The 21924-nt window shown below is 45.5% G+C and carries 18 protein-coding genes and 1 other RNA gene; 3 read left to right on the top strand and 16 right to left on the bottom strand.

What is annotated here, in order from left to right; translation table 11 throughout:
* Positions 1 to 68: 68 nt before the first annotated feature.
* The 3 genes from typA to MHH63_RS04510 form a co-directional block, all read right to left on the bottom strand.
* Positions 69 to 1910: a translational GTPase TypA gene (gene typA, locus MHH63_RS04520; protein ID WP_076129029.1), complete on the bottom strand. Its 1842-nt coding sequence runs from the start codon at positions 1908 to 1910 to the stop codon at positions 69 to 71.
* A 205-nt stretch (positions 1911 to 2115) separates the two neighbouring features.
* On the bottom strand, positions 2116 to 2625 hold the full coding sequence (locus MHH63_RS04515) for a hypothetical protein (RefSeq protein WP_076129027.1): 510 nt from the start codon (positions 2623 to 2625) through the stop codon (positions 2116 to 2118).
* Between the two features lie 220 nt (positions 2626 to 2845).
* Positions 2846 to 3505 carry a TerC family protein gene (locus MHH63_RS04510; RefSeq protein ID WP_076136549.1) on the bottom strand — a complete coding sequence of 220 codons (660 nt, stop codon included), beginning with the start codon at positions 3503 to 3505 and terminating at the stop codon, positions 2846 to 2848.
* A 171-nt stretch (positions 3506 to 3676) separates the two neighbouring features.
* Between MHH63_RS04510 and MHH63_RS04505 the strand changes: the two genes are divergently transcribed.
* Positions 3677 to 4369: a TerC family protein gene (locus MHH63_RS04505; protein WP_341171256.1), complete on the top strand. Its 693-nt coding sequence runs from the start codon at positions 3677 to 3679 to the stop codon at positions 4367 to 4369.
* Between the two features lie 67 nt (positions 4370 to 4436).
* Here MHH63_RS04505 and thiI read toward each other — a convergent pair whose 3' ends face one another.
* The 6 genes from thiI to MHH63_RS04475 all read right to left on the bottom strand — a co-directional run bounded on the left by thiI (position 4437) and on the right by MHH63_RS04475 (position 9159).
* Entirely contained in the window at positions 4437 to 5723 is a 1287-nt protein-coding gene (thiI, locus tag MHH63_RS04500) for a tRNA uracil 4-sulfurtransferase ThiI (RefSeq protein ID WP_081382359.1), read from the bottom strand.
* Between the two features lie 3 nt (positions 5724 to 5726).
* Complete coding sequence (locus tag MHH63_RS04495; protein WP_076222922.1) at positions 5727 to 6878, bottom strand: cysteine desulfurase family protein; 1152 nt, start codon at positions 6876 to 6878, stop codon at positions 5727 to 5729.
* An 82-nt stretch (positions 6879 to 6960) separates the two neighbouring features.
* The gene (locus MHH63_RS04490) at positions 6961 to 7665 is read right to left on the bottom strand and encodes a lytic transglycosylase domain-containing protein (RefSeq protein WP_038572880.1); all 705 of its coding nucleotides are present in this window, start codon (positions 7663 to 7665) and stop codon (positions 6961 to 6963) included.
* Between the two features lie 186 nt (positions 7666 to 7851).
* On the bottom strand, positions 7852 to 8262 hold the full coding sequence (locus MHH63_RS04485) for a hypothetical protein (protein ID WP_038572882.1): 411 nt from the start codon (positions 8260 to 8262) through the stop codon (positions 7852 to 7854).
* Positions 8263 to 8274: 12 nt separating this feature from the next.
* The gene (locus MHH63_RS04480; RefSeq protein WP_036683762.1) at positions 8275 to 8496 is read right to left on the bottom strand and encodes a DUF1540 domain-containing protein; all 222 of its coding nucleotides are present in this window, start codon (positions 8494 to 8496) and stop codon (positions 8275 to 8277) included.
* 165 nt (positions 8497 to 8661) lie between these two features.
* A complete protein-coding gene (locus tag MHH63_RS04475) occupies positions 8662 to 9159 on the bottom strand; it encodes a YpuI family protein (protein ID WP_036683764.1) in 498 nt (165 codons plus the stop codon).
* A 316-nt stretch (positions 9160 to 9475) separates the two neighbouring features.
* On the opposite strand from MHH63_RS04475, the gene MHH63_RS04470 reads away from it, so the two are divergent.
* Positions 9476 to 11410: a S8 family peptidase gene (locus MHH63_RS04470; RefSeq protein ID WP_341171255.1), complete on the top strand. Its 1935-nt coding sequence runs from the start codon at positions 9476 to 9478 to the stop codon at positions 11408 to 11410.
* A 5-nt stretch (positions 11411 to 11415) separates the two neighbouring features.
* Here the strand turns inward: MHH63_RS04470 and pdxR are convergent, their stop codons facing one another.
* Positions 11416 to 12846 carry a MocR-like pyridoxine biosynthesis transcription factor PdxR gene (gene pdxR / locus MHH63_RS04465; RefSeq protein ID WP_341171254.1) on the bottom strand — a complete coding sequence of 477 codons (1431 nt, stop codon included), beginning with the start codon at positions 12844 to 12846 and terminating at the stop codon, positions 11416 to 11418.
* Positions 12847 to 12939: 93 nt separating this feature from the next.
* Between pdxR and MHH63_RS04460 the strand changes: the two genes are divergently transcribed.
* A complete protein-coding gene (locus MHH63_RS04460) occupies positions 12940 to 14160 on the top strand; it encodes an aminotransferase-like domain-containing protein (RefSeq protein WP_076129013.1) in 1221 nt (406 codons plus the stop codon).
* A gap of 1471 nt (positions 14161 to 15631) precedes the next feature.
* Here the strand turns inward: MHH63_RS04460 and rnpB are convergent.
* The 6 genes from rnpB to dnaG all read right to left on the bottom strand — a co-directional run bounded on the left by rnpB (position 15632) and on the right by dnaG (position 21910).
* An RNA gene (gene rnpB / locus MHH63_RS04455) (RNase P RNA component class A) lies at positions 15632 to 16034 on the bottom strand.
* 64 nt (positions 16035 to 16098) lie between these two features.
* A complete protein-coding gene (locus MHH63_RS04450) occupies positions 16099 to 17214 on the bottom strand; it encodes a Nif3-like dinuclear metal center hexameric protein (RefSeq protein WP_036683794.1) in 1116 nt (371 codons plus the stop codon).
* Positions 17190 to 17960: a tRNA (adenine(22)-N(1))-methyltransferase gene (locus MHH63_RS04445; protein ID WP_076192145.1), complete on the bottom strand. Its 771-nt coding sequence runs from the start codon at positions 17958 to 17960 to the stop codon at positions 17190 to 17192. Before MHH63_RS04445 ends, MHH63_RS04450 begins: the two co-directional genes overlap by 25 nt.
* 5 nt (positions 17961 to 17965) lie before the next feature.
* The gene (locus tag MHH63_RS04440) at positions 17966 to 18790 is read right to left on the bottom strand and encodes a hypothetical protein (RefSeq protein WP_036683797.1); all 825 of its coding nucleotides are present in this window, start codon (positions 18788 to 18790) and stop codon (positions 17966 to 17968) included.
* A gap of 110 nt (positions 18791 to 18900) precedes the next feature.
* The gene (gene rpoD, locus MHH63_RS04435) at positions 18901 to 20034 is read right to left on the bottom strand and encodes an RNA polymerase sigma factor RpoD (RefSeq protein ID WP_036683799.1); all 1134 of its coding nucleotides are present in this window, start codon (positions 20032 to 20034) and stop codon (positions 18901 to 18903) included.
* Positions 20035 to 20074: 40 nt separating this feature from the next.
* Complete coding sequence (gene dnaG, locus MHH63_RS04430; protein ID WP_341171253.1) at positions 20075 to 21910, bottom strand: DNA primase; 1836 nt, start codon at positions 21908 to 21910, stop codon at positions 20075 to 20077.
* Between the last annotated feature and the right edge of the window lie 14 nt (positions 21911 to 21924).

The following is a 21924-nucleotide window of genomic DNA, read 5'->3' as shown; positions in this document are numbered from 1 at the left end:
TTTTGTTTCTTATATTAAAAAAAGCCGCCGGATGCAATAATCCGGCGGTCTTATTCATAAGCATGTGTTTACGCGTTGGCTTGTGCTGTTTTACGTTGTTTCTCTACACGTTCGCGTTCGCCTTTGTTCAGAATCTTTTTACGCAAACGAATGGATTTAGGTGTAATTTCACAATATTCATCATCGTTCAAATATTCAAGTGCGCCTTCCAAAGAGAAGGTGCGTGGTGTCTTCATTTTTACAGTATCATCTTTTCCTGAGGTACGCATGTTGGTAAGTGCTTTTTCCTTACAGATGTTAACGATAATATCGTTATCACGGGTATGCTCGCCTACGATCATACCTTCATAAATTTCTGTACCTGCATCCAAGAAGAGAATACCACGATCCTCAACACCCACGATTCCGTATTGAGTTGTTGATCCAGTCTCACTTGCTACAAGCACACCTTGATGACGTCCGCCAACTTGACCAGCAACCAGTGGAGCGTAGCTGTCAAAAGCATGGTTCATAACGCCGTAACCGCGTGTCAAAGTCAAGAAGTAAGTGTTGTAACCAATCAATCCACGTGCAGGAATCAGGAACTCCAGACGTACTTGACCCGTACCGTTGTTAATCATATTGACCATTTCGGCTTTACGAGTACCCAGACTCTCCATAACAGAGCCCATGCTCTCTTCTGGAATATCAATCATTAGACGCTCAAGCGGCTCCATTTTGACACCGTCGATTTCTTTAATGATTACTTGTGGTTTAGAAACTTGCATTTCATAACCTTCACGACGCATATTCTCGATCAGAATACCAAGGTGAAGCTCACCGCGTCCAGAAACGATAAATGCATCAGGACTATCAGTTTCTTCCACACGCAAACTCACGTCTGTTTCAAGTTCTTTAAATAGACGCTCACGTAGTTTACGGGAAGTTACCCATTTACCTTCTTTACCAGCAAAAGGACTGTTATTCACTAGGAATGTCATTTGCATGGTTGGCTCGTCAATCTTCAGAACCGGAAGTGCTTCAGGGTTTGCAGGATCAGCAATGGTCTCACCAATGTTGATGTCCTTGATCCCTGCAATAGCAACGATATCCCCTGCGCCCGCTTGCTCTGTTTCAATACGTTTCAAACCTTGGAAGCCGAACAATTTCTCGATACGTGCAGTTTTGCTCTTACCATCACGCATAATAACTGTTACAGATTGACCTTGTTTGATCACACCGCGGTTAACACGTCCAATCGCAATACGACCCAAGTATTCGTTATAATCCATCAACGTTACGAGGAATTGAAGTGGTTCTTCAACACTTTCGGTTGGAGCTGGAATATGTTCAACAATGGTTTCGTAGAGCGAAAGCATCGTTTCATCTTGTTTCTCAGGAACCATGCTTGATGTACCATTAAGAGCAGATGCATAAACAACCGGGAATTCCAATTGTTCGTCATTTGCTTCAAGTTCGATGAACAAATCGAGCACTTCATCAATAACTTCCTTAGGACGAGCAGCTGGACGGTCAATCTTGTTCACGACAACGATCGGTGTAAGTTTTTGTTCCAATGCTTTACGCAGAACGAATTTCGTTTGCGGCATGCAGCCTTCATAAGCATCAACAACCAGCAATACACCGTCAACCATTTTCATGATCCGTTCTACTTCGCCACCAAAGTCAGCATGTCCAGGTGTATCCACAATGTTGATCAAAAACTCTTTATAAGTAATTGCTGTATTTTTAGCTAGGATTGTAATTCCACGTTCCCGTTCGATATCATTAGAGTCCATAGCACGTTCTTGCAAGTGCTCATGGGCGCTGAAGATCCCCGATTGTTGAAGGAGCTGATCGACGAGTGTTGTTTTGCCATGGTCAACGTGGGCAATGATCGCAATGTTGCGAATATCTTTTCTTGAATGCATGATTTGTATCCAAATCCTCTCATTTATCAAATTAAAACTGTTAAAATTCATAGCATGTCACGGCAGTCTCACAAAAGAAGCGCCAGGCAGAAAGCCGACGCTTCAACATAACATTAATATTATAGTGAAAGTACCATGAAAAGCAAGTCTTTTTATGAAAAAACAGTTACCAATTTCCGTTTTTTTTCACAAGATCCTACAGCAATTAGCTTCGATACCATCTATTCCGGCCACGTGCTCTGCCTCGACCGGTAATCAGCCAAATTCCTACAGCTATTAATACAATCCCGATCAGGTAGATCGCGCCGGTGCCCATAAGGCTGAAAATACAAAGCGCAAGGCTTAGTAAGCCTAATGTTACAGCAATTGCTGACAGGCCACCCGTCCGTCTAGGTTCATAGATGGAGTATTCATACAAGCCCACGGCAAGACCAAGCAACAGCACAGGCCATAAGTTTCTCATAAGCCCCCATCCCCAAATATTGCAGAGGCCAAACAACAAACCATACACCGTTAATATCCCAGCAGGAACCAATACCGAGGCCGAAGCACGACGGCTGAAAAATAACATGTGTAGTACTATTCCTGGAATTAAAATCACTAGAGGCCAAAGCGCACGCCCCAAAAATCCGAAGACGCCCAGCTTACCTAATAAAATCACGATGCCAGCAGCAACAATAAAAATTCCTAGCTGTATATCTTTCTTTGAAGACATCCTTCACCCATCCCTTCAATTTCACGTCTACCTCATTTCCTCGTCACCTTATAGCCTGAAAGCGACAGGATTCTTACTCATATATTATCCGAAACATACACAAAATGCCATCACTCCCTGTGATTAATCAGTGTCGATAAGCGCTTCTGATCACGCAAAAAAAACGGACAATTCCATTTTATGGAGATGTCCGTTTAGTATTGCCTTTTATTGCAATTTATTAACCTGCAGATGTTTTTCTGCGTTTTATTGCTCCCGTAACGACAACTAATATTCCTAAGGCAATGGGCAAATAGGAATGTGAGGAAGGGAACAAAAAGGAGAGCATCGTCCCTAATTTTGCATCCTGAAGCAACATATCCCCTGCTGTAAACGCCAATATATAAGCACCGATAAATACGAGCACTGGAAACCGGTGCAGCCAGCCTACAATAATGCCGCTTCCCCACACTACTATCGGAATGCTAAGGGCAATCCCGATGACAATTAAAGCCAAATCTCCTTTAGCTACTCCTGCAATGGCTAGTACATTATCCAGGCTCATAATGAAGTCTGCTACAAGAATCGTTCGGATTGCTTTCCAGACTGAGGATGATTCCCTTACTCTGAGATCCTCCTCTTCCTCCAAAAGCAGCTTGAACGCTATCCATAGCAGCAGCATTCCCCCTCCAGCCTGAATATAAGGGATTTTTAATAGCAATACCGCAACAAAAGTAAGCAAACACCGCAGAACAACTGCGCCTGCTGAGCCCCACCATACTGCAGTCTTTCGGTGCTTCGCCGAAAGATCCTTGCTGGCCATTGCGATAACCATTGCATTATCTCCGCTCAGCACCAGATTAATCATCAATATTTCACCAAGGAGCAATAATGAATCCATTCGCACTTACCTCCCCGAGTCACATGTAACTACTTGTATGTTCGGAAATGACAAGCTATGCTTCCTGTCCAACTTTTTTTGAGCGTGAACGCATGTTGGCTCCTTTTTTTGCGTATACAAAACTAAGCATATTTTGAAGCTCAATCTAACAAACTTGGGAGTGACTTCGCTTTGAATACATCCATCTGGGAGTTTATATTATCGCTGCTCAACATTATTTTTCTAGATCTTATTTTGGCGGGAGATAATGCCATTGTGATCGGTCTTGCGGCGCGTAATTTACCGTCAGACACGCAAAAGAAGGCTATCGTATTTGGAACAGCAGGTGCTGTAGTGTTGCGGATCTTCGCAACGATTCTGGTCGTATGGCTGTTGAAAATCTCCTGGTTACTGCTTGCCGGAGGGATTTTACTCATTCTGATTGCCTATAAGCTGTTAACCAGTGAGAACACTTCAACAGATATCAAGGCAGGTCAAAGCTTGTGGTCCGCTGTAGGGACAATCATTTTAGCTGATGCTGCCATGGGCCTTGATAATGTGATCGCCATTGCCGGAGCTGCCAAGCATAATATCTCACTGGTTATCATAGGACTGCTGATCAGTGTCCCCATCGTTGTGTGGGGAAGTACCCTTTTTATTAAATTAATCAACAAATATCCATGGATCATTTATATTGGTTCTGCTGTCTTAGGTTTCACTGCTTCAAGTATGATTACGGATGAACATCAGCTTGCGCCATTTTTTAATCATCATCCGCTGCTCAAATATCTGTTTATAATCGTGATCATTATAGGTATTTTGGCAGCGGGACATTGGAAACGCCAATCAAAACCAGAAGAGCCTCAGGAGGGCACAATCGTCTAAACCACAAAAAAACTGCCTCAGAACGTAGATTTCACTACGCTCCAAGGCAGTTTTTTGGTTTATTATTTTAGAACCATTCTTCCTGTAATCCAGCCTCGACACTTACAACATCACTAGGCTTCTCATCTCCATAGGGAGTGATTAACACGGTCTCTGTGGCTTCAATCGCCGCTTCCAGAAGTTCAGAATATCCCGGAAGCGTAGCCTCTATCTTATCCACAATCCGTAAATTCGGATTTGTTGTAGGTGATTTTGGAACAAATAAAGTACAGCAATCCTCATAAGGAAGGATAGACAAATCATAGGTACCGATGTTCTTCGACAGGTCCACAATATCACTTTTGTCCATCATTACCAGCGGACGCAGAAGGGGTAGGGTTGTCGCCCGGCCAATCACGTTCATGCTTGGCAAGGTCTGGCTAGCGACTTGTCCCAGACTATCCCCGGTTACAATCGCCAATGCACCTTCGCGCTCAGCAAGCTGGGTAGTAATTCTCAGCATTGCCCGCCGCATCAGTGTAATAATCAGATTATCCTGGCCGATGCCGGTAAAGGAAGTCTGCACTTCAGTAAAGGGTACCAGATGCAGCTTGATTACACCCGCATAACGTGACAATACCCGCGCAAGATCCACAACTTTTTGTCTAGCAAGCTCGCTTGTATAAGGATAACTGTAGAAGTGCACGCACTCCACTTCAAGTCCGCGCCGCATGGATGACCAGCCTGCTACGGGACTATCAATGCCACCGGACAGCAATAACATCGCTTTTCCGTTAGTGCCTAATGGAAATCCACCTACACCGGCAATATTTTCACAGAAAATATAAGTATGTCCCTGACGAATTTCGACCCTCAGCTCTAATTCAGGCGATTTAACGTCTACGGTGAGGCCAGGATATCCTTGCAATAGTGGTGTCGCGATCAGTTTATTCATCTCAATGGAGCCGTAAGGGAACTCTTTCCATACCCGCCGAGCATTAACCTTAAATCTGGTGCCCGGAGCAGGCGCGATTATCTCCAAAAATTGACGGCTGACCGCTACAATATCCTCAAGCTCTGACTTAGAAACCTTCACTGGACTAACTGAAGCAATGCCAAATACATTCTTCAGTGCTTGTACCAATTCAATCGCAGATTCCCCGTTCAATTCCACGTAAATTCTTCCGAATTCCTTGCTCAGAACTACGTTTGGATAAGGCTTAATCAATTCCTTCACATGACGCAGTACGGTTTTTTCAAATCGGGTACGATTTTTGCCCTTTAAAGTAAACTCTCCAAAACGCAGGAGCAGCATATCAGCGTATTCTATACTATGGGCTCTGCCTTCTGCAGATTCCTTATTCATCATGCTCATTTGTTACTTCATTCCTCCTTCAGCAATCTTTAAAGCTTGTACCGCAGTGGTTAATGCTTGCTCAAGCGCAGCGACATCCTCATCTGTATGACTGTCGCCAAGGCTAATACGAATCCCACCTGAAGCACTGGAGACATCTTTACCCATAGACAATAATACACGACTAGGCTCAGCCAGTCGTGAGGAGCAGGCCGAACGGGTGGAGACAGCCATCCCCAGTTCCTCCAGCTTGCGGGCGAATACCTCTCCCTTCATGCCAGGGTAAGAGAAATGCACAATATGGGGAGCTCCATCCTCTCTGCTGTTTATAACAAATTCAGGAACGGTGCGCAAGAAGCGTAATAATCGATCTCGGAGTGGAACCAACTGGGCAACGAAGGTTTCGCGCTGCTCACCACTCATGCGGATAGCTTTGGAGGATGCGACAATCGCAGGTACATTTTCAGTTCCAGCGCGTTGTCCTTCTTCATGAGAGCCCCCTGTAAGCAATGGGAATAGCTTAATTCCCTCTTTGATATACAGTAATCCCACTCCACGTGGGCCTCGAAGCTTATGAGGAGACAGGCTATAAAGATCCACCTGCCAATCCTTTAAGTCAACTGCAAGCTTACCATATCCCTGAACACCATCTACATGAAATAAGGTTCGCGGATTCACAGCTTTAATCAGCTTCCCCATCTCTTTAAGCGGTTGTATCGTTCCAATCTCGTTATTGACATGCATCACACTAACAAGCACTGTGTCGCGCCGGACAGCAGCAGCTACGCGCTCAGGATCAACAACGCCAGTGCTATCGGGTGCTACAAAAGTAACCTCCCAGCCCATTCGCTGCAATTGCAGGAAACTCTCATATACAGAGGGATGCTCTATTTCTGTAGTTACCAAATGGCGGCCTCTAGTCTGATATTGCAGAGCAGCGCCTTTTATCGCCAAATTATTGCTTTCCGTTGCACCAGAAGTAAATAGAATCTCCTGCGGTTGTACAGATAAAGCAGCAGCGCATACTTCACGCGACCGTCTGATCAGCTTACCCGCTTCACTGCCCGCACGGTGCAAAGAGGAAGGGTTCGCATAATGCAGCTTCATAATTTGTTCCATCGTCTGCACCACTTCTACATAGGGCGGTGTAGCGGCGGCATAATCCCAGTAAAGCATATGTCAAATGTCTCCTTTACTTCGTTGAGTGAACTTATTATCGAAAAAGGATCAAACGGTGTTTCCCGTTTGATCCTTTTTATTATACCGCGTATTGAGCGCGAGCGCGTTCTATTTTAAAGATATAAGATTGTGTCTCTTTTGGAAGCAGGCTAAGTTTCTCCAATAATTCCTGATCATTGGTTACTCCCAGATCTGTTACCCGTCCCGGCCCTGCGTTGTACGCTGCAAGTGCCATCTTTTCCTCTCCGCCAAAGCGTTTCAGTTGATAAGATAAATAACGTACGCCGCCATCAATGTTTTGCGCCGGATCGAACGAATCAGTAACCCCTAAGCCGCTCGCGGTCCCATCCATAAGCTGCATTAAACCTTTAGCCCCTGCCGAAGAGACCACATTAGGATTAAACGAAGATTCAGTATCAATCACTGCTTTGATCAGATCAATCGGCACGCCATATTTAGCACTCGCCTTCTGGATGAGATCATCATAGCTCGTAGGTGTGGAACCCGTTATTTCCCCGGAAATTATGTTATTGAAGGTTTCTGTTGTCCCACCTATCTGCTGCCATAACAAGCTGCTGACTGAAGTTGCATCCGGGAGAGAAGTCAAATAGCTTGAACTTTCACTACTCGTTGACATTGCCTGAAGCATTGTCGCAAATCCAGAAGCTGAAACTCCCGTTGACCGTTCATTTCCATTCGCGGAGCTAGTTTTTTCGGTTGTAGCCTTAAGGTTGATCCATTTAAGCTGCCCTAACCCATCGGTTACAGCGGGATTGATCTGCATGCTGGCGCACTCCTTTTTTGTCCTACTCGAATCATATATAAGGTTTCGCGTTGAAATTTCGATGAATTACGGCTTAATCTTACATTTTATCTGAGATTATTGCTATATGTTGGAATGAAAAAACAGACTTCAGACCCTGATATTTAGGTCTAAAAGCCTGTTTAGATCAAAGCCATTCAGTTCTTTTTAGCGCGCAAAGGGAATCATCACGAAGTAACTTAGTGTCGCAACAATCCCTAAGCCCATTGCCCATGCCCCAAGCGTTTTTTGCTCTTTGACATAGGAATAATAACCAACTACGGCAGCGATGGGTCCGAGAATAAAAGACCAGATGAACAATGAGGCGATCCCCATCCCCAGTCCAACATACCCCATTACCCGGCTTCCACTATATTCCGCTTCACTGTCCTTGCGTTCTTCCACTATCCGCGGGGCATCCCGAACCTGCATTGGAACCGGATTTACCTCAGCAGCGTATTCTTCGCGATGCTCTCTGTCCCGCCGAGGATAGTCCACTCTCCGCGGACGAAGAATGACTTTTCTCGGACCGGATTGTTCCCGTGATGAGCTTGATTCATTATCCTTTTCTGTGTCCATTCTGGCGGCCTCCTAAGCGTTCGGCTTAAACGTCAGACAACATGTTGCAGATGATGTACTGGCATGATCGCGGTGACCTTCATTTGTCATTTCTTCAGCATATTCTTCCTTATAACCATTGCCTACGTGCTTATCGATCTCGATGACAATTTCTTCAGCCCGGCATAAATTATGCTCGCCCCAATAATGACAATTGCTCACGCTACATTTTACTAGTGGTTTTTCACTCGACATAATTATCACCTCGGCTTCATTATGTCCGCTCCATTTACCCGCTATTCGACAGAGTGGTTTCCAGTTGATGTATCGAGACAGGCTTTTAATCCACGCAAAAAAGGACCAGCTCATCGTCATTACAAAATGACAAAGTGCTGATCCCTTTAGATCACTATTTAGAAGTTAAACCTGATTTTGCATACGTTTCTCGGTCAAATAGTCGTTCTCATAATAAATGAGATCATCGCGAAGATCTTCATACGTTTTGGTGATTTCTAGGATGATATCACGTGCGGGACGTACTGGCTTTTTGCGGAAACGGATTGCATCCTGACCAGTATAAGCGTAACGGCCATCTTCAGAATAGCTTTCATTTTTCGGATAAAAGAAGTTGTTCACGCCATAGTGATATACATTATAAAGCGCTTTCTGTGCAAAAGATTCATCGAATGTCGCACGACGCAGCGCAACGCCTAATTTCTCATATGACATTTCCGAGAACACTAATAGGTGACGAAGATCGGACAGAAAACCTTGGTAAAATTGTACGGTTTCCTCATCTCCCTCAACTACAAGCTGAGGCAATGCATGCTCATTTAGAAATACTTCCATTTTGTCGATTACCACTTTAAGTTTATCTCTCGTCGATTCACATAATTTCTGCACATTGGCTGCTGACATAGCGGTTGCTCCTCCTTATTATTCCCTGCTCTTGTAGTCAATAAAGTTAATCCTCTGAAAGAAACCGCCCTAAAGACGTATCTCTTTATTCTTGCAATATCAGGATGTGAACACAGAGAAGTCTAACCTTCTGAACAATTATTAAGAACAACATCTAATGAGGTATCTCTTACAAAATCAAGAAGACAATTCGAGATACTTATTCTCTCTGATATTATCATAAAAAACGTTAGGAAGGTATCCTTTTCTAAGATGCATAAAAGATACGCTCTCTTCTAAACCTATAGACATTACATTGCATAGAGGAGCGGAAATCATGTCACGAAAAAATCTAACAGTTGCAGGTTTGGTTACAGCAGCTTTTACAGTTGGGTTACTTACCTTTGCCCTGCGCCCTGCCACTAATGGGACGATCAGAGAGGCCGCAAAAGTCGCTGTTCAGAATCCGGCTCCAACTTCAGCTTTGCATTCACCTCCAAATCCCTCTCAGGAAAAAACATTAAAGAAAACCTCCTTAAGCCAGGATGTGGAGGCGACAGATCATCTGAATAGAGTCGATGTCAGTAGACACTTAACTAAACTCCTGTCTGAAACAGACGGGATGTCTTCGATTCATGATAAATCAGTGTATGCGAAACGATTGCAGCAAGACCACGGGTTTATCTCCATGCTGATGTGGATCGATTTCCGCACACAAAAGACTGAGACCTTTAAGTCGTCTTTTCCAAAAGGAACCGAACAGGAGAACAAACAGCTTCTAAAATATCTCAATACGGCAAAATCAGCAATCCACGGTCATCAATCCTATGAATCTCCAACGTTTACAATCGGTAAAGAAAAATATTACTTTATCGCTCAGCGGAACAAACAGAAAAATGTAGGGATTATTGCTCTTATTAACCAAAAGGTGCTTGGGCGTGTGGCAGACCATCAGCTGAAGAACCTGCGTCTCATTCCGTATCCTAAGGAAGGCAAATACCATGTGGAATCAGTCCATACCGATAACTTAAAGGACATTACAGTCAAGACCGGCCATGATAACGAAAATGCCAGCCATTTTTATGAGAATGAAATTGTAGTCCGTTTTAAGGGAAATGCTCCGACTCAGGGACAGCTCCAGACGATAACCGCCGATATCCACTGCAAGCAGCCACGCAAGCTGGGATATGCCTATATCTTTCGCTCTGAGAAGATGACCTATTATCAGCTGAAATCCTATTTCACCAACAAATGGCATCCCGAGTATACGGAACCTCACTATATGTATTTAACCAATGATACCATCACTAAAAACGCTGAAGGAACTGTCACGCCTAACGACATGTTATTCTCCACTTACCAATGGAACCTCCCGGCGATTGAAACTGAGCTAGGTTGGAATCTTTCCAAAGGCAGCAAAGAAGTGGTTGTAGCCGTAGTCGATACGGGAGTACAGATTAATCATCCTGATTTACAAGGTAAGCTTTTGACTGGTTACAATGCCATTACCAATGGTTCCACACCCGAGGATGATGTAGGTCACGGTACACATGTATCTGGAATCATTGGCGCACTTGTTAACAACGGGGAAGGTGTAGCTGGCATCAGCTGGTACAATAAGATCCTCCCTGTAAAAGCGCTAGATAACTCAGGTGCCGGAACGACTTATTCCGTAGCAGAAGGTATCATATGGGCAGCTGACAATGGCGCAAAGGTTATTAACTTAAGTTTAGGGAATTATGCCGACTCGCAGTTCCTCCATGATGCGATTAAATACGCCTATGACCGGGACATCGTGCTTGTGTCTGCAGCAGGCAATGATAATACAGAACGGCCTGGATACCCTGCAGCTTATCCCGAAGTGATTGCAGTGGCTGCTACAAATGCTTCAGGGGAAAAAGCCTCCTTCTCCAACTACGGCGATTATATTGATGTCGCTGCACCCGGAGAAAGCATCGCAAGCACCTATCCGGACAGCCAGTATGCCGCTTTATCCGGCACGTCGATGGCCAGTCCCCATGTCGCTGCGCTGGCGGGTCTGGTACGTTCACTGAATCCTAATCTGACGAATAAGGAAGTTATGGACCTTATGACCAAAAACGCTGTTGATCTGGGAACTTCCGGCCATGATAAATACTTTGGCTGGGGTCAGGTCGATATTTATAAAACGCTACAAGCGGCAAGCGGCAATCAAGTTCCATTGCAGCTTTTTCCTCAACATGTACGCCAGCAAATGAATCAATTAAAACAAAGAACAAATAACACCCCATAACCGTGTCATTGCAAAAACCGGCCAAGTAAGCGCAGAAACCGCTGTAACCCTTCCTCCATTTCCGATTCCTTCATTTGCGAATAGCAAAGACGGATGTGGCGGGAAGGCGTTTCCGCAGAGTAACAGACATCACCGGGTAAAAAAGAAATGCTCTCCTGCTCCGCCAAGTCATGCAGGCTTGCGATATCAGGAGAAGGGGGCAGCTCCAGCCAGAGATTAAGTCCTCCCTCTGGTAGAATATAGTTCACTCCAGGCGGCGCGTACAGCTTCAGAAGCTTCGCCGCCTTTTCCATACGACCACGGAGTGTAATTCGTAGCTGTGCTGCGTAGGCGTCGTATTTTTCAGCGATGAAGGGTAATACGGCCTTCTGTGTCAGCAAGGGACTTCCTAGATCACTCGCAGATTTAGCGGCGATCAGCCGGGACAGAATATTTCCTTCTGCAGCCACACAGGCGATTCGGCAACCAGGTGCAAGTACTTTGCTAAAGCTTTTCATATAGACTACATGTCCATCGGGATCCATTGATTTAATCGCCCTAGGTGGTGGTGCATGGAAATATAAATCACTAAATGGGTCATCCTCAACAATGAGGCAACGGTAGCTGCGCGCTAATTCCAGCAGTCGTTGTCTTCTTGTGATGCTCATAGTTACGCCGCTTGGATTTTGATAAGTAGGGATGGTATAAATTAGCTTTGGAGGTCTTTGATCACACATTTTTGTAAGAACATCCACTCGCATCCCTTCACTATCCGTAGGCACAAAAATCATCTCTGCACCTCGTCCCGCAAAAACATCAATAGCACCAGTATAGCTAGGCGCCTCAAGATAGACTGTATCTCCAGGACCAACAAATGTACGAGCCACCAGATCAATGCCTTGCTGGGTCCCGCTGGTTATCATCAAATCGGAAGAAGTTAGCGAAATCCCACGCGATTTCAAATGTTCTCTCATGACATTCCGCAGCTCAAGATCTCCCTGAAAATTCCCGTAGGTTGCCATAAGCTCCGGTTGCTCTTTGACCAAGGATGCGTAGGTGTCACCAATATCTTGAAGTGGCAGCAGCTCACTGTGGATGGCGGCTAAATGAAAGGGATATTTCACTTCTGAAACATCAAAATTCCGCCAAAGCTGAGCCCTCGGCAAATAATCATCATATAAATCCTGCCAGCAACCCTCTTCTTGACGTCTATTATGGGTTGGATCGGCCACAAAGCAGCCTTTGCCCTGTCTGCAGTATATAAGTCCTCGTTTCTCAAGCATATCGTAAGCCTTGCTTACTGTAACCTGACTCACGTTCAATGTTATAGCTAGACTTCTAACGGAGGGCAGCCGGACACCTTGCTGAAGCAGTCCTGATGAGATCCGCTGACTGAGGGTTTCACTGATTTGATGGGGCAGAGTTTTACTGCCGCTGCGATTCAAATCGATATGCATGAACCCTTCACCTCCACTGTTATATTCAACGCTTTACTGTTATACAGCACTCCTATTATGATAGCATCAAATCGAAAGGTGGAGAACTAATTTATGGATATCAAATACTCAACGGCAGCCAATCATCTAGGATCATCAGCAGTTCGGGAGATTCTAAAAGTTACACAGGGCAATGACATCATTTCACTTGCAGGCGGGCTGCCTGGGGAGGATTTGTTTCCCTTGGAGGCCGTACGTGATGCCTATAATCGCGTGCTCTCCAGCGACACCTCAGCGCTTCAATATGGGCTTACCGAGGGTTTTACTCCACTACGTGACAAAATTGCTGAAAGGCTTACCCGGCAAGGCATCCCGGTTACAGCCTCTGAGATGGTATTGACTACAGGCTCACAGCAAGCTATAGATCTGTTATGCAAAATATTGCTGGATCCCGGCGATGCAGTTTTTGTGGAAGCGCCCACCTATCTGGCAGCACTACAAGTGCTCGGTTCTTACCGGGCTGCTATTCATTCGATACCAAATGATGAACATGGCATTCTGCCGGATCAGTTGGAAGAGCAGATTCGGATACATCGGCCAAAACTGCTATACGCAGTTCCGACCTTCAACAATCCGTCTGGAGCAACATGGAGTAAAGAACGCCGCGAGAAGGTGGTTGAAATCTGCCGCCGTTACGGTGTTCTTATTCTAGAGGACAATCCCTATGGAGAAATAACCTTTGATGAAGATAAAACTCTATATCCACCCTCATTAGCCTCCATCGATAGAAGCTTCGGCGGGGATCATTGTGTAGTCTACACAGGGACCTTCTCCAAGATCGTCGCCCCTGCCCTACGCACCGGCTGGATTATCGGCGATTCCGAACTAATCAAGACCATCGCCAAGGCAAAGCAAGCAGCTGATCTGCATTCCAGCACCATCGACCAGCGTGCTTTAGATGAACTGCTGTTGCATTTTGATATTGAGCAGCATATCCGCCTCATCTCAAGAGAGTATCATTCGCGTATGAAGCTCCTGTCCGCGGAACTCAGATCACATAACTGGAAAGGAGCACATTTCCTCGAGCCAAGAGGCGGCATGTTCCTATGGCTTACCCTTTCCGAAGAGATCAATACTAAGGAATTACTCCCGCTGGCAGTGGAAAACGGAGTAGCGTTCGTACCCGGAGAGGTATTCTATTCAGCGGAGCCTCACAAAAACAAAATGCGCCTTAACTTCACACACACGCCACCACAGCAAGTTCCTGTTGCTGTCCAGCGTCTAGAGAAAGCATTGGTTCAATGGCAGCAAAATCAAAACATCATTCGGTCGTGAACAACTGCTCGTAATCAATAGCCACAATGGCTAAATAAAACGGCTTCTCCATCCTTTATTGGACGGGGAAGCCGTTTTTTGTGAGCAGATTTTTGAGCTTTCACTTTTGCGTATTTGCAGAATATTACCTTTACGCATTTCTGCAAATCTCATTTTCGTATTTTTACTTTTAGTGTTTTTGCACATCTCATTTCGCATTTTCACAATCAGCGTTTCTGCACAGCTCATTTCGTATCTTCACATTTCACATTCAGCAATTTTCATACGTCATATTTCTGATTTCCACATTTCAGCGTTCCTGCACATCTCATTTCGCATTTCCACAATCCGCGTTTTTGCACATCACATATCGCATTCCACATTTCAGCCTCTCTACCCGATCCCATTTTCGTATTTCCCCATTCAGCAATTTTTGCTCGTCACATTTCGCATTTTCACATTTCAGCGTTTCTGTACAACTCATTTAGCATTTTCACATTCAGCGATTTATGCACATCTCGTTTCGCATTTTCACATTCGCATTTCTACACTTTGCACGTCATATATCCCATTTCCCACATTTCGCTTTCCGCATCACCAAACATCCTCCAGTTACTCAACTCATCTGCCACTCAACTAACTCCGATTTCACAGCGAAGTTACAGCCAGAGGTTACAATTGATATTTTGCTACTAACTCCAATCTTCCCGCAGAAGATTAGCCAGGCTCCGCATTGTTACAGTTTGCTAGCTACTAATCTAATTCTGGCGTCAAAGTAACCATGGAGTTCGGGAGTTCGGAATTCTGAAGTTCTGAGTTCTGGAGTTCGGGAGTTCTAGAGTTCTGAGTTCGGGAGTTCGGGAGGTTCGTATCGGACCCCAGCGCTCTTATTTGCATCAATTCCGTTCATTTGGTTTGCTATCGGACTCCATAGTCACTATTGGATTCAAAACGCCCGATATCCACCCTGTTTATGCCGAATAACGGCTCTCCAGTCCGAAACTCCTCCAAAAAGGCATAAAATACACAAATAGCTGCATCTCGGTCCGTTAGCATATCAGCTCATCAACCATCAACCATCAACCATCATCCATCTACCATCAGCCATCAGCCATCAGCTCATCAACCATCAGCCGTCAGCTCATCAACCATCATCCGTCAGCTCATCAACCATCAGCCATCTACCACCAGCCATCAGCTCATCAGCCACCAGCCATCAGCTCATCTACCACCAGCCATCAGCTCATCAGCTCACCAGCCATCAGCCCACCAGCCATCAACTATCAACCACCAGCCATCAGCCCATCAGCCGCTAGCAATGCTTCTAAAAAGTCTAATTTCTGCATATCACGATCCAAATCCCTGCATGTTCACGCATTCACCGCTTAAATATTTGCCTTATCCGCATTTGTTTGCAACAAAAAAGGCGGCGTAAGCCGGGTTACCGGGATACGTCGCCGTTTGTATGGTGTTGTTATTATAACGTTGCAGTTAGGAAAGTTTGCCGTAAGCCGGGTTCTGTGCTCGTCGTGGTTCGATCGGGAACTACCCTCCCACCATAAGCGACAATCATCTATCTAGGCCATACATTACTGCACAGCTCCAGCGACCAACCTAGACGCGCCTCAGGCTAAGGCTGCTTATTCAGCTGCGTCTCATTAGGTCTTGCTCCAGATGGGGTTTACCAGGAACGAAGTCACCAGCGTTCCTCGGGGTCTCTTACACCTCGGTTCCATCCTTGCCTGTGCCGCCCTAAGGCGGCCATCGGCGGTCCATTTCTGTGGCACTATCCTTCAGCTCGCGCCGACTGGACGTTATCCAGCATCCTGCCTTATGGAGCCCGGACTTTCCTCCCGTGACGTCTTCACGTCACCGGCGATTGTCTGTCAAACTTTCCGAACAACATTATATATTATACAGACATCACATGTCTGGCACAAGCATTATTAAATGGCAATTTTATAGGAACTTAAATGGCTCCGTATTCACCTGCGAAGCATGCACAGCTGTATCATACTTATGCTCGGCCAATTTTCCAGCCATCCACTCCGCTACTTTCTCTTTCATGATCTTCTCCGCATTATGTCCCGGATCAATCAGAGTGATTCCGGCGAGCGCAGCATCCTGAACTGTATGATAATCCAGATCCCCAGTAACCAGGACATCCGCACCGCGGAAAATAGCACTGTTATAATACTTTCCACCCGAGCCGCCGAGAACGGCAGCTTTACGAATCGGACGGTCCAAATCACCAACAACCCGTACATGGTCTACCTTCAGGCCTTTTTTTACCGTCTCCACGAATTGTCCAAGGGTTGTAGGCTCTTTGAGCTTTCCTACCCGCCCAAGTCCTAAGCTGCGGCCTTTAAGATCCATTGAGTACAAATCATAGGCAACCTCTTCATAAGGATGGGCCTTAAGCATAGCCTGCACCACTTTATTGCGGATGGAGTGCGGGACGATCGTCTCAATACGAATTTCCTCGGCACGTTCCATCTTACCTTTTTCCCCGATATAAGGATCCGTGCCTTCTCCTGGAATAAAAGTACCGTATCCCTCGATATTGAAGCTGCAATGACTATAGTTGCCAATTGCCCCTGCTCCAGCATTCAGAATAGCATCCAGAACCTTCTGATGATGATCCTTCGGCACAAATACTACCAGCTTTGATAATTGCTCGGAGTGAATGTCTTTGATGGGTACTCCGTTTTCTATGCCAAGAGCTTCAGCCATCCAATCATTCATTCCACCTTCGGTGACATCCAGATTCGTGTGGCTGATGTACACCGCAATGTCATTCTTAATTAATTTTTCATACATTTTGCCCGTCGGTGTGTCTGTCTGGATTCCTTGCAATGGACGGAAAATAATCGCATGATGCGCAATAATCAAATTGCAGCCTAGACGAATCGCTTCTTCAACTACCTCATCATTCACATCTAAAGCAACTAATACATTAGTGATTTCTTTTTGCAGCGTGCCCAGTTGAAGACCAATTTTATCCCAATCCTCAGCTAAATGCTTAGGAGCCAGTTGCTCCATATACTGAATTACTGTTTGTCCCTTGGCAAACATTGTAGCACCTCCGTAATTTCCCTGATCTGACCTTGAATCTGTTTCCGTTTATGCTCAGCAGATTCGAGTTCTGAACGTGACAACGATGTTAAAATGCCTTCCAATTTCTGAATCTCACCCTGCCACTTAGCAAAAAACACAGCATTTGGTGCTTGAAGCAGCCATGGTCCCATTTGAAGCAAGGCCTCTTGCCCAAGGACTTTAGCGGAATCCCCCAAGGTTAATTCACGATATACACTTTCATTTGTAATTCCAGCTTCCGTATTTTCTGGTACAGCCGTCAATACTTCATATAGCTTCCCGTCTTCTTCCAAAATTCTCTCAGCTACGAGTACCCATTTATTATTTAATAACCAGCGGCGCAAAATATCCTCGCCTACATTCGGTTGAAGCAAAAGGGTTGTAACCTCTTTTAGCTTACCCTGGCTTTGACCCCGGTCCAGAATCGCGGCAATTAATGCGCCTCCCATGCCAGCAATCGTGATACAATTGACTTCACCAGGTTCCAGAACCTCAAGGCCGTCTCCACGGCGCACCGAGATCACCTTCCCTAGTCCAGCCTCTGCAACGCCCTTACAAGCAGCATCAAAGGGACCCGGGTTTACTTCACCTGCAATTGCAAACACAGCCTTACCGCTTTCGACAGCGGCCACAGGAAGCAAGGCATGATCGGAACCGATATCTGCTAATCTGCTTCCTTGCGGAATTTGCTCCAGCAATTGCTGAAGCCGATCTGATAATTTCACATTGTTCATGTTGCCACCCACGTTATCCATTTTTTTCGAAACCCAAACAACAAAGCTAACCCTGCTGCAATCTTTAGGATCAGCATCAATGAAATCCACTGCGGATAATCCTGTCTTAATAAAAGAGCGTCAAGCTCTGGCATGATCCAAAGCGATACTCCCACTGCAAAATAAACACTGGCAACACCTCTTACCTTATGATGCAAAAGCCAGCTTAACCATACCATCAGCACACACAATGGCAGCCATAGGAACTCCAGTTCAAATATAGAGGCCTCCGGGCTTCTTCCACCGAAGAACCCTGCATACAGTAATGCCCAAAAAGCAAAACCACAGTACTGCAACAAACCTATCCGGAGTAAAAATCCCAAAATACACCATAACAAGCCGCAGCACCCAATTAGAATAGGCCTCCAGAGCTGAGGATCCAGATCATGCAAATCAATCAGCCATAGCCCAAAACCAAGCGTTAAAACACTGCCCAGCCCCGCTAGGATAAGACTGATAACATTGTTCCGGTCCTTATAAACGGCGGAGTATCCATAACAAATAATTAATACAGATAGTGCGGTTGCAAGTTGCAAAGGCCAGGGAAAAACGCTAAAATAAAGACTAATCAAGAAAATCAAGGAAATAATTCCAAAAGAAAACAGCCAAATTTTGATGCTTCCCTGCTGTAAATTTCTCAGCGAAATTGGATTGTTATCCTTATTCGCATCCTCATCGTCATACAGATTGGTTAAGAAATCGCAATACTGCTCTGGCAGCAACCGGCTTTTTCTCCAATACTGAATCTCTTTTATAATGATGTCGCGTTTTTCCAAATTCACTGGCTCATCCTTCTTTCCAGATACACAAGGTCAACACATTTTTTACCAGCGTAAATTCAAATAAAAGAACCTCCTGCCACTGAGCAGCAGAAGGTCCAGTTCATGAAATACTATTCAAGGAAATCCTTAAGCCGTTTACTGCGGCTAGGGTGACGAAGTTTGCGCAATGCCTTGGCTTCGATCTGGCGGATCCGTTCCCGGGTAACACCAAACACCTTGCCGACTTCTTCAAGCGTTCTTGTCCGTCCATCATCAAGACCAAAACGCAGGCGAAGTACATTCTCTTCACGCTCCGTGAGCGTGTCCAGCACATCCTCCAGCTGTTCCTTCAGGAGTTCATAAGCCGCTGCATCCGCAGGAGCCAATGCTTCCTGATCCTCAATGAAGTCTCCTAGATGAGAGTCATCTTCTTCACCAATTGGTGTTTCCAAGGATACAGGTTCTTGGGCAATCTTCATGATCTCTCTAACTTTCTCCACCGTCAGTTCCATCTCAGCCGCAATTTCCTCTGGGGAAGGTTCGCGTCCCAGTTCTTGCAGCAATTGGCGAGAAACCCGAATCAGCTTGTTGATCGTTTCCACCATGTGTACAGGAATACGAATGGTACGCGCCTGATCCGCAATCGCACGAGTGATGGCCTGGCGAATCCACCAAGTCGCATACGTACTAAATTTGAATCCCTTGTTATGGTCAAATTTCTCTACTGCTTTGATCAGACCCATATTACCTTCCTGAATCAGATCCAGGAACAGCATACCGCGTCCGACATAACGTTTCGCGATACTTACCACGAGACGCAGGTTCGCTTCTGCAAGACGGCGTTTAGCTTCTTCATCGCCATTCTTAATCCGCATAGCAAGCTCAACTTCATCGTCAGCCGACAACAAAGGAACGCGTCCGATTTCTTTTAGATACATACGGACAGGGTCATTAATCTTGATCCCTGGTGGCAGCGACAGATCGTCATCAAAGCTGAAATCATCGCTGTCTTTATCCTCATTATCCTCACTTGGTCGGAGGCTGTTAACCTCTTCATCGTTCTCGTTTACAACCTCAATTCCCAAATCACTGAGTTGCTCGTAGAACTCCTCCATTTGCTCGGGGTCTTGATCAAACGGCGATAATTTCTCCATAATATCTTTGTAATTTAATGATGATCTTTTCTTACCTTGCTCAATGAGCTGATCCTTAACCTGATCCAAAGTAAATTCTGCTTCCAATTCAGTATGCTGATCGTTCGCCATAATTCGACTCCCTCCTCCCTAGGTACATCCTGTCAACATGTCATTGTCTCTCTAGGGCTATAATCTCACTTGCTATTTGTGCCGCACGCAAAAAGTCACCTGACTTTTCAGCCTGAATCATCTCTTCACGCTTCTGTTCCATTTTGCGTTGCAGTGGGTATTTCCGCACTTCACGAATACAATCATCTAGAACCTGCATATTCCAGTCCGGAGGGGTATCCATCATGGATATTGATGTCGCAGTTTTCTCCAGACGATCATCCTGAAGTGATGATAGAAACCGACTAATGCCGGGTGGTTTGCCTTGCGCGTAATAGGCATATAGATAAGCAGCAATTGCCGCATGATCAACGATGTTGAAATCTTCTCCGAGGCGTTCGCCTACATACGTGGCGGCTTCCGGGTCCTGAATCATAAAGGACAATAGACGCCGTTCCGCGACATGATAAGCGGGTAGTAAGGTCGGTGTCTGCACCTGCCCTTTTTTATGCCTACCATTATTCCACCTTTTGTCGTTATTATCCCCTTCAGGGATGTTTTTTTGCATCGATGCCCTAAGTAAATTACAATCCTGCTTCAAACTATCATAGGAAAGTTCGAGTTCAGCAGCGATTTCCTTCAGATAAACCTCTCGCTCTGTTGAGGAATGCAGTGAAGCAATAACTTCTAAGGCTTCCTTGACATAGGCGATTTTGCCATCTTCCTCTAGGAGTATATGGTTTTTTTTCAGATATATAAGCTTAAATTTTATGGATGAAACTGCTGAATCAATAACCTGATCTTTAAATCTTTCTCCTCCATGCTTGGAGATAAATTCATCCGGATCCACCCCGCTTGGCAGTAAGGCGATCTTTACACGCAGGCCGCTGCCTTCAAGCATCGGAATGGCCTTCATGGCTGCTGCTTGTCCCGCCCGGTCACCGTCGTAAGACAGTATAATTTCATCAGCCAGGCTTTTCATCAGTGCCACATGACCCTCCGTCAAGGACGTTCCCATCGTTGCTACGCCGTTATGCACACCCGCTTCCCAGGATGAGATGACATCTCCGTATCCTTCAAACAGGACGATTTGTCGAGTTTTGCGAATGGATGCTTTGGACTGGTGCAAATTGTACAATATCCGGCTTTTGTTAAACAACCTACTCTCCGGAGAATTTAAATACTTAGGTTGACCCTCTCCAAGTATTCTTCCGGCGAATGCGATTACCTTGCCTGTACGGTTGGCAATCGGAAAGATAATCCGGCCACGGAAACGATCCAAATAGCCTTTGCCCTCACCGCGGGCTGACAGAAGTCCGCCTTTCTCCATTTCCGCAAGGTCAAAATTTCGTTTCTCCAAAAACTGCAGCAAAGTATCCCAGCGGTCCGGAGCATATCCGATCTGAAACTGGTCAATCATTTTATCACTGAAGTTCCGGCCTCTTAAATAGTCCATAGCGGCTTTGCCGTGTTCCGTGTTCTTCAGCAAGTAATGATAGAACTTTGCCGACCATTCATAAGCTTGAATCAACCGGTCGCGTTCCGGATCAGGAGGAGACATCATACCTCCTCTACCTTCTGGAACGGGAATATCACTTTCTTCAGCCATTATTCTGACAGCTTCGGGGAAGGTTAATCCTTCGATTTCCATCCTAAATTTGATGGCATTTCCACCCATACCGCAGCCAAAGCAATGAAATACTCCCCGGTCGGGGGTAACAGTAAAGGAAGGGGTTTTCTCCGAATGGAACGGGCAGAGGCCCCATAAATATTTCCCCTGCTTGGACAAATGAACAACCTTACCGACTGTATCGACTATATCATGACGCGCAAGCACGCTTTCGATAACCTCTTCCGGAATATTGCCGTGTCCGCTAGCCACTTCAACCACCTTCATCTCTTAACAAATAA

Origin of the sequence: Paenibacillus sp. FSL H3-0310 (genome assembly GCF_038002785.1) — a bacterium.
In the GTDB taxonomy this organism is placed as follows: domain Bacteria; phylum Bacillota; class Bacilli; order Paenibacillales; family Paenibacillaceae; genus Paenibacillus_AQ; species Paenibacillus_AQ odorifer.
This window is presented reverse-complemented; position numbering and strand designations above follow the sequence as displayed.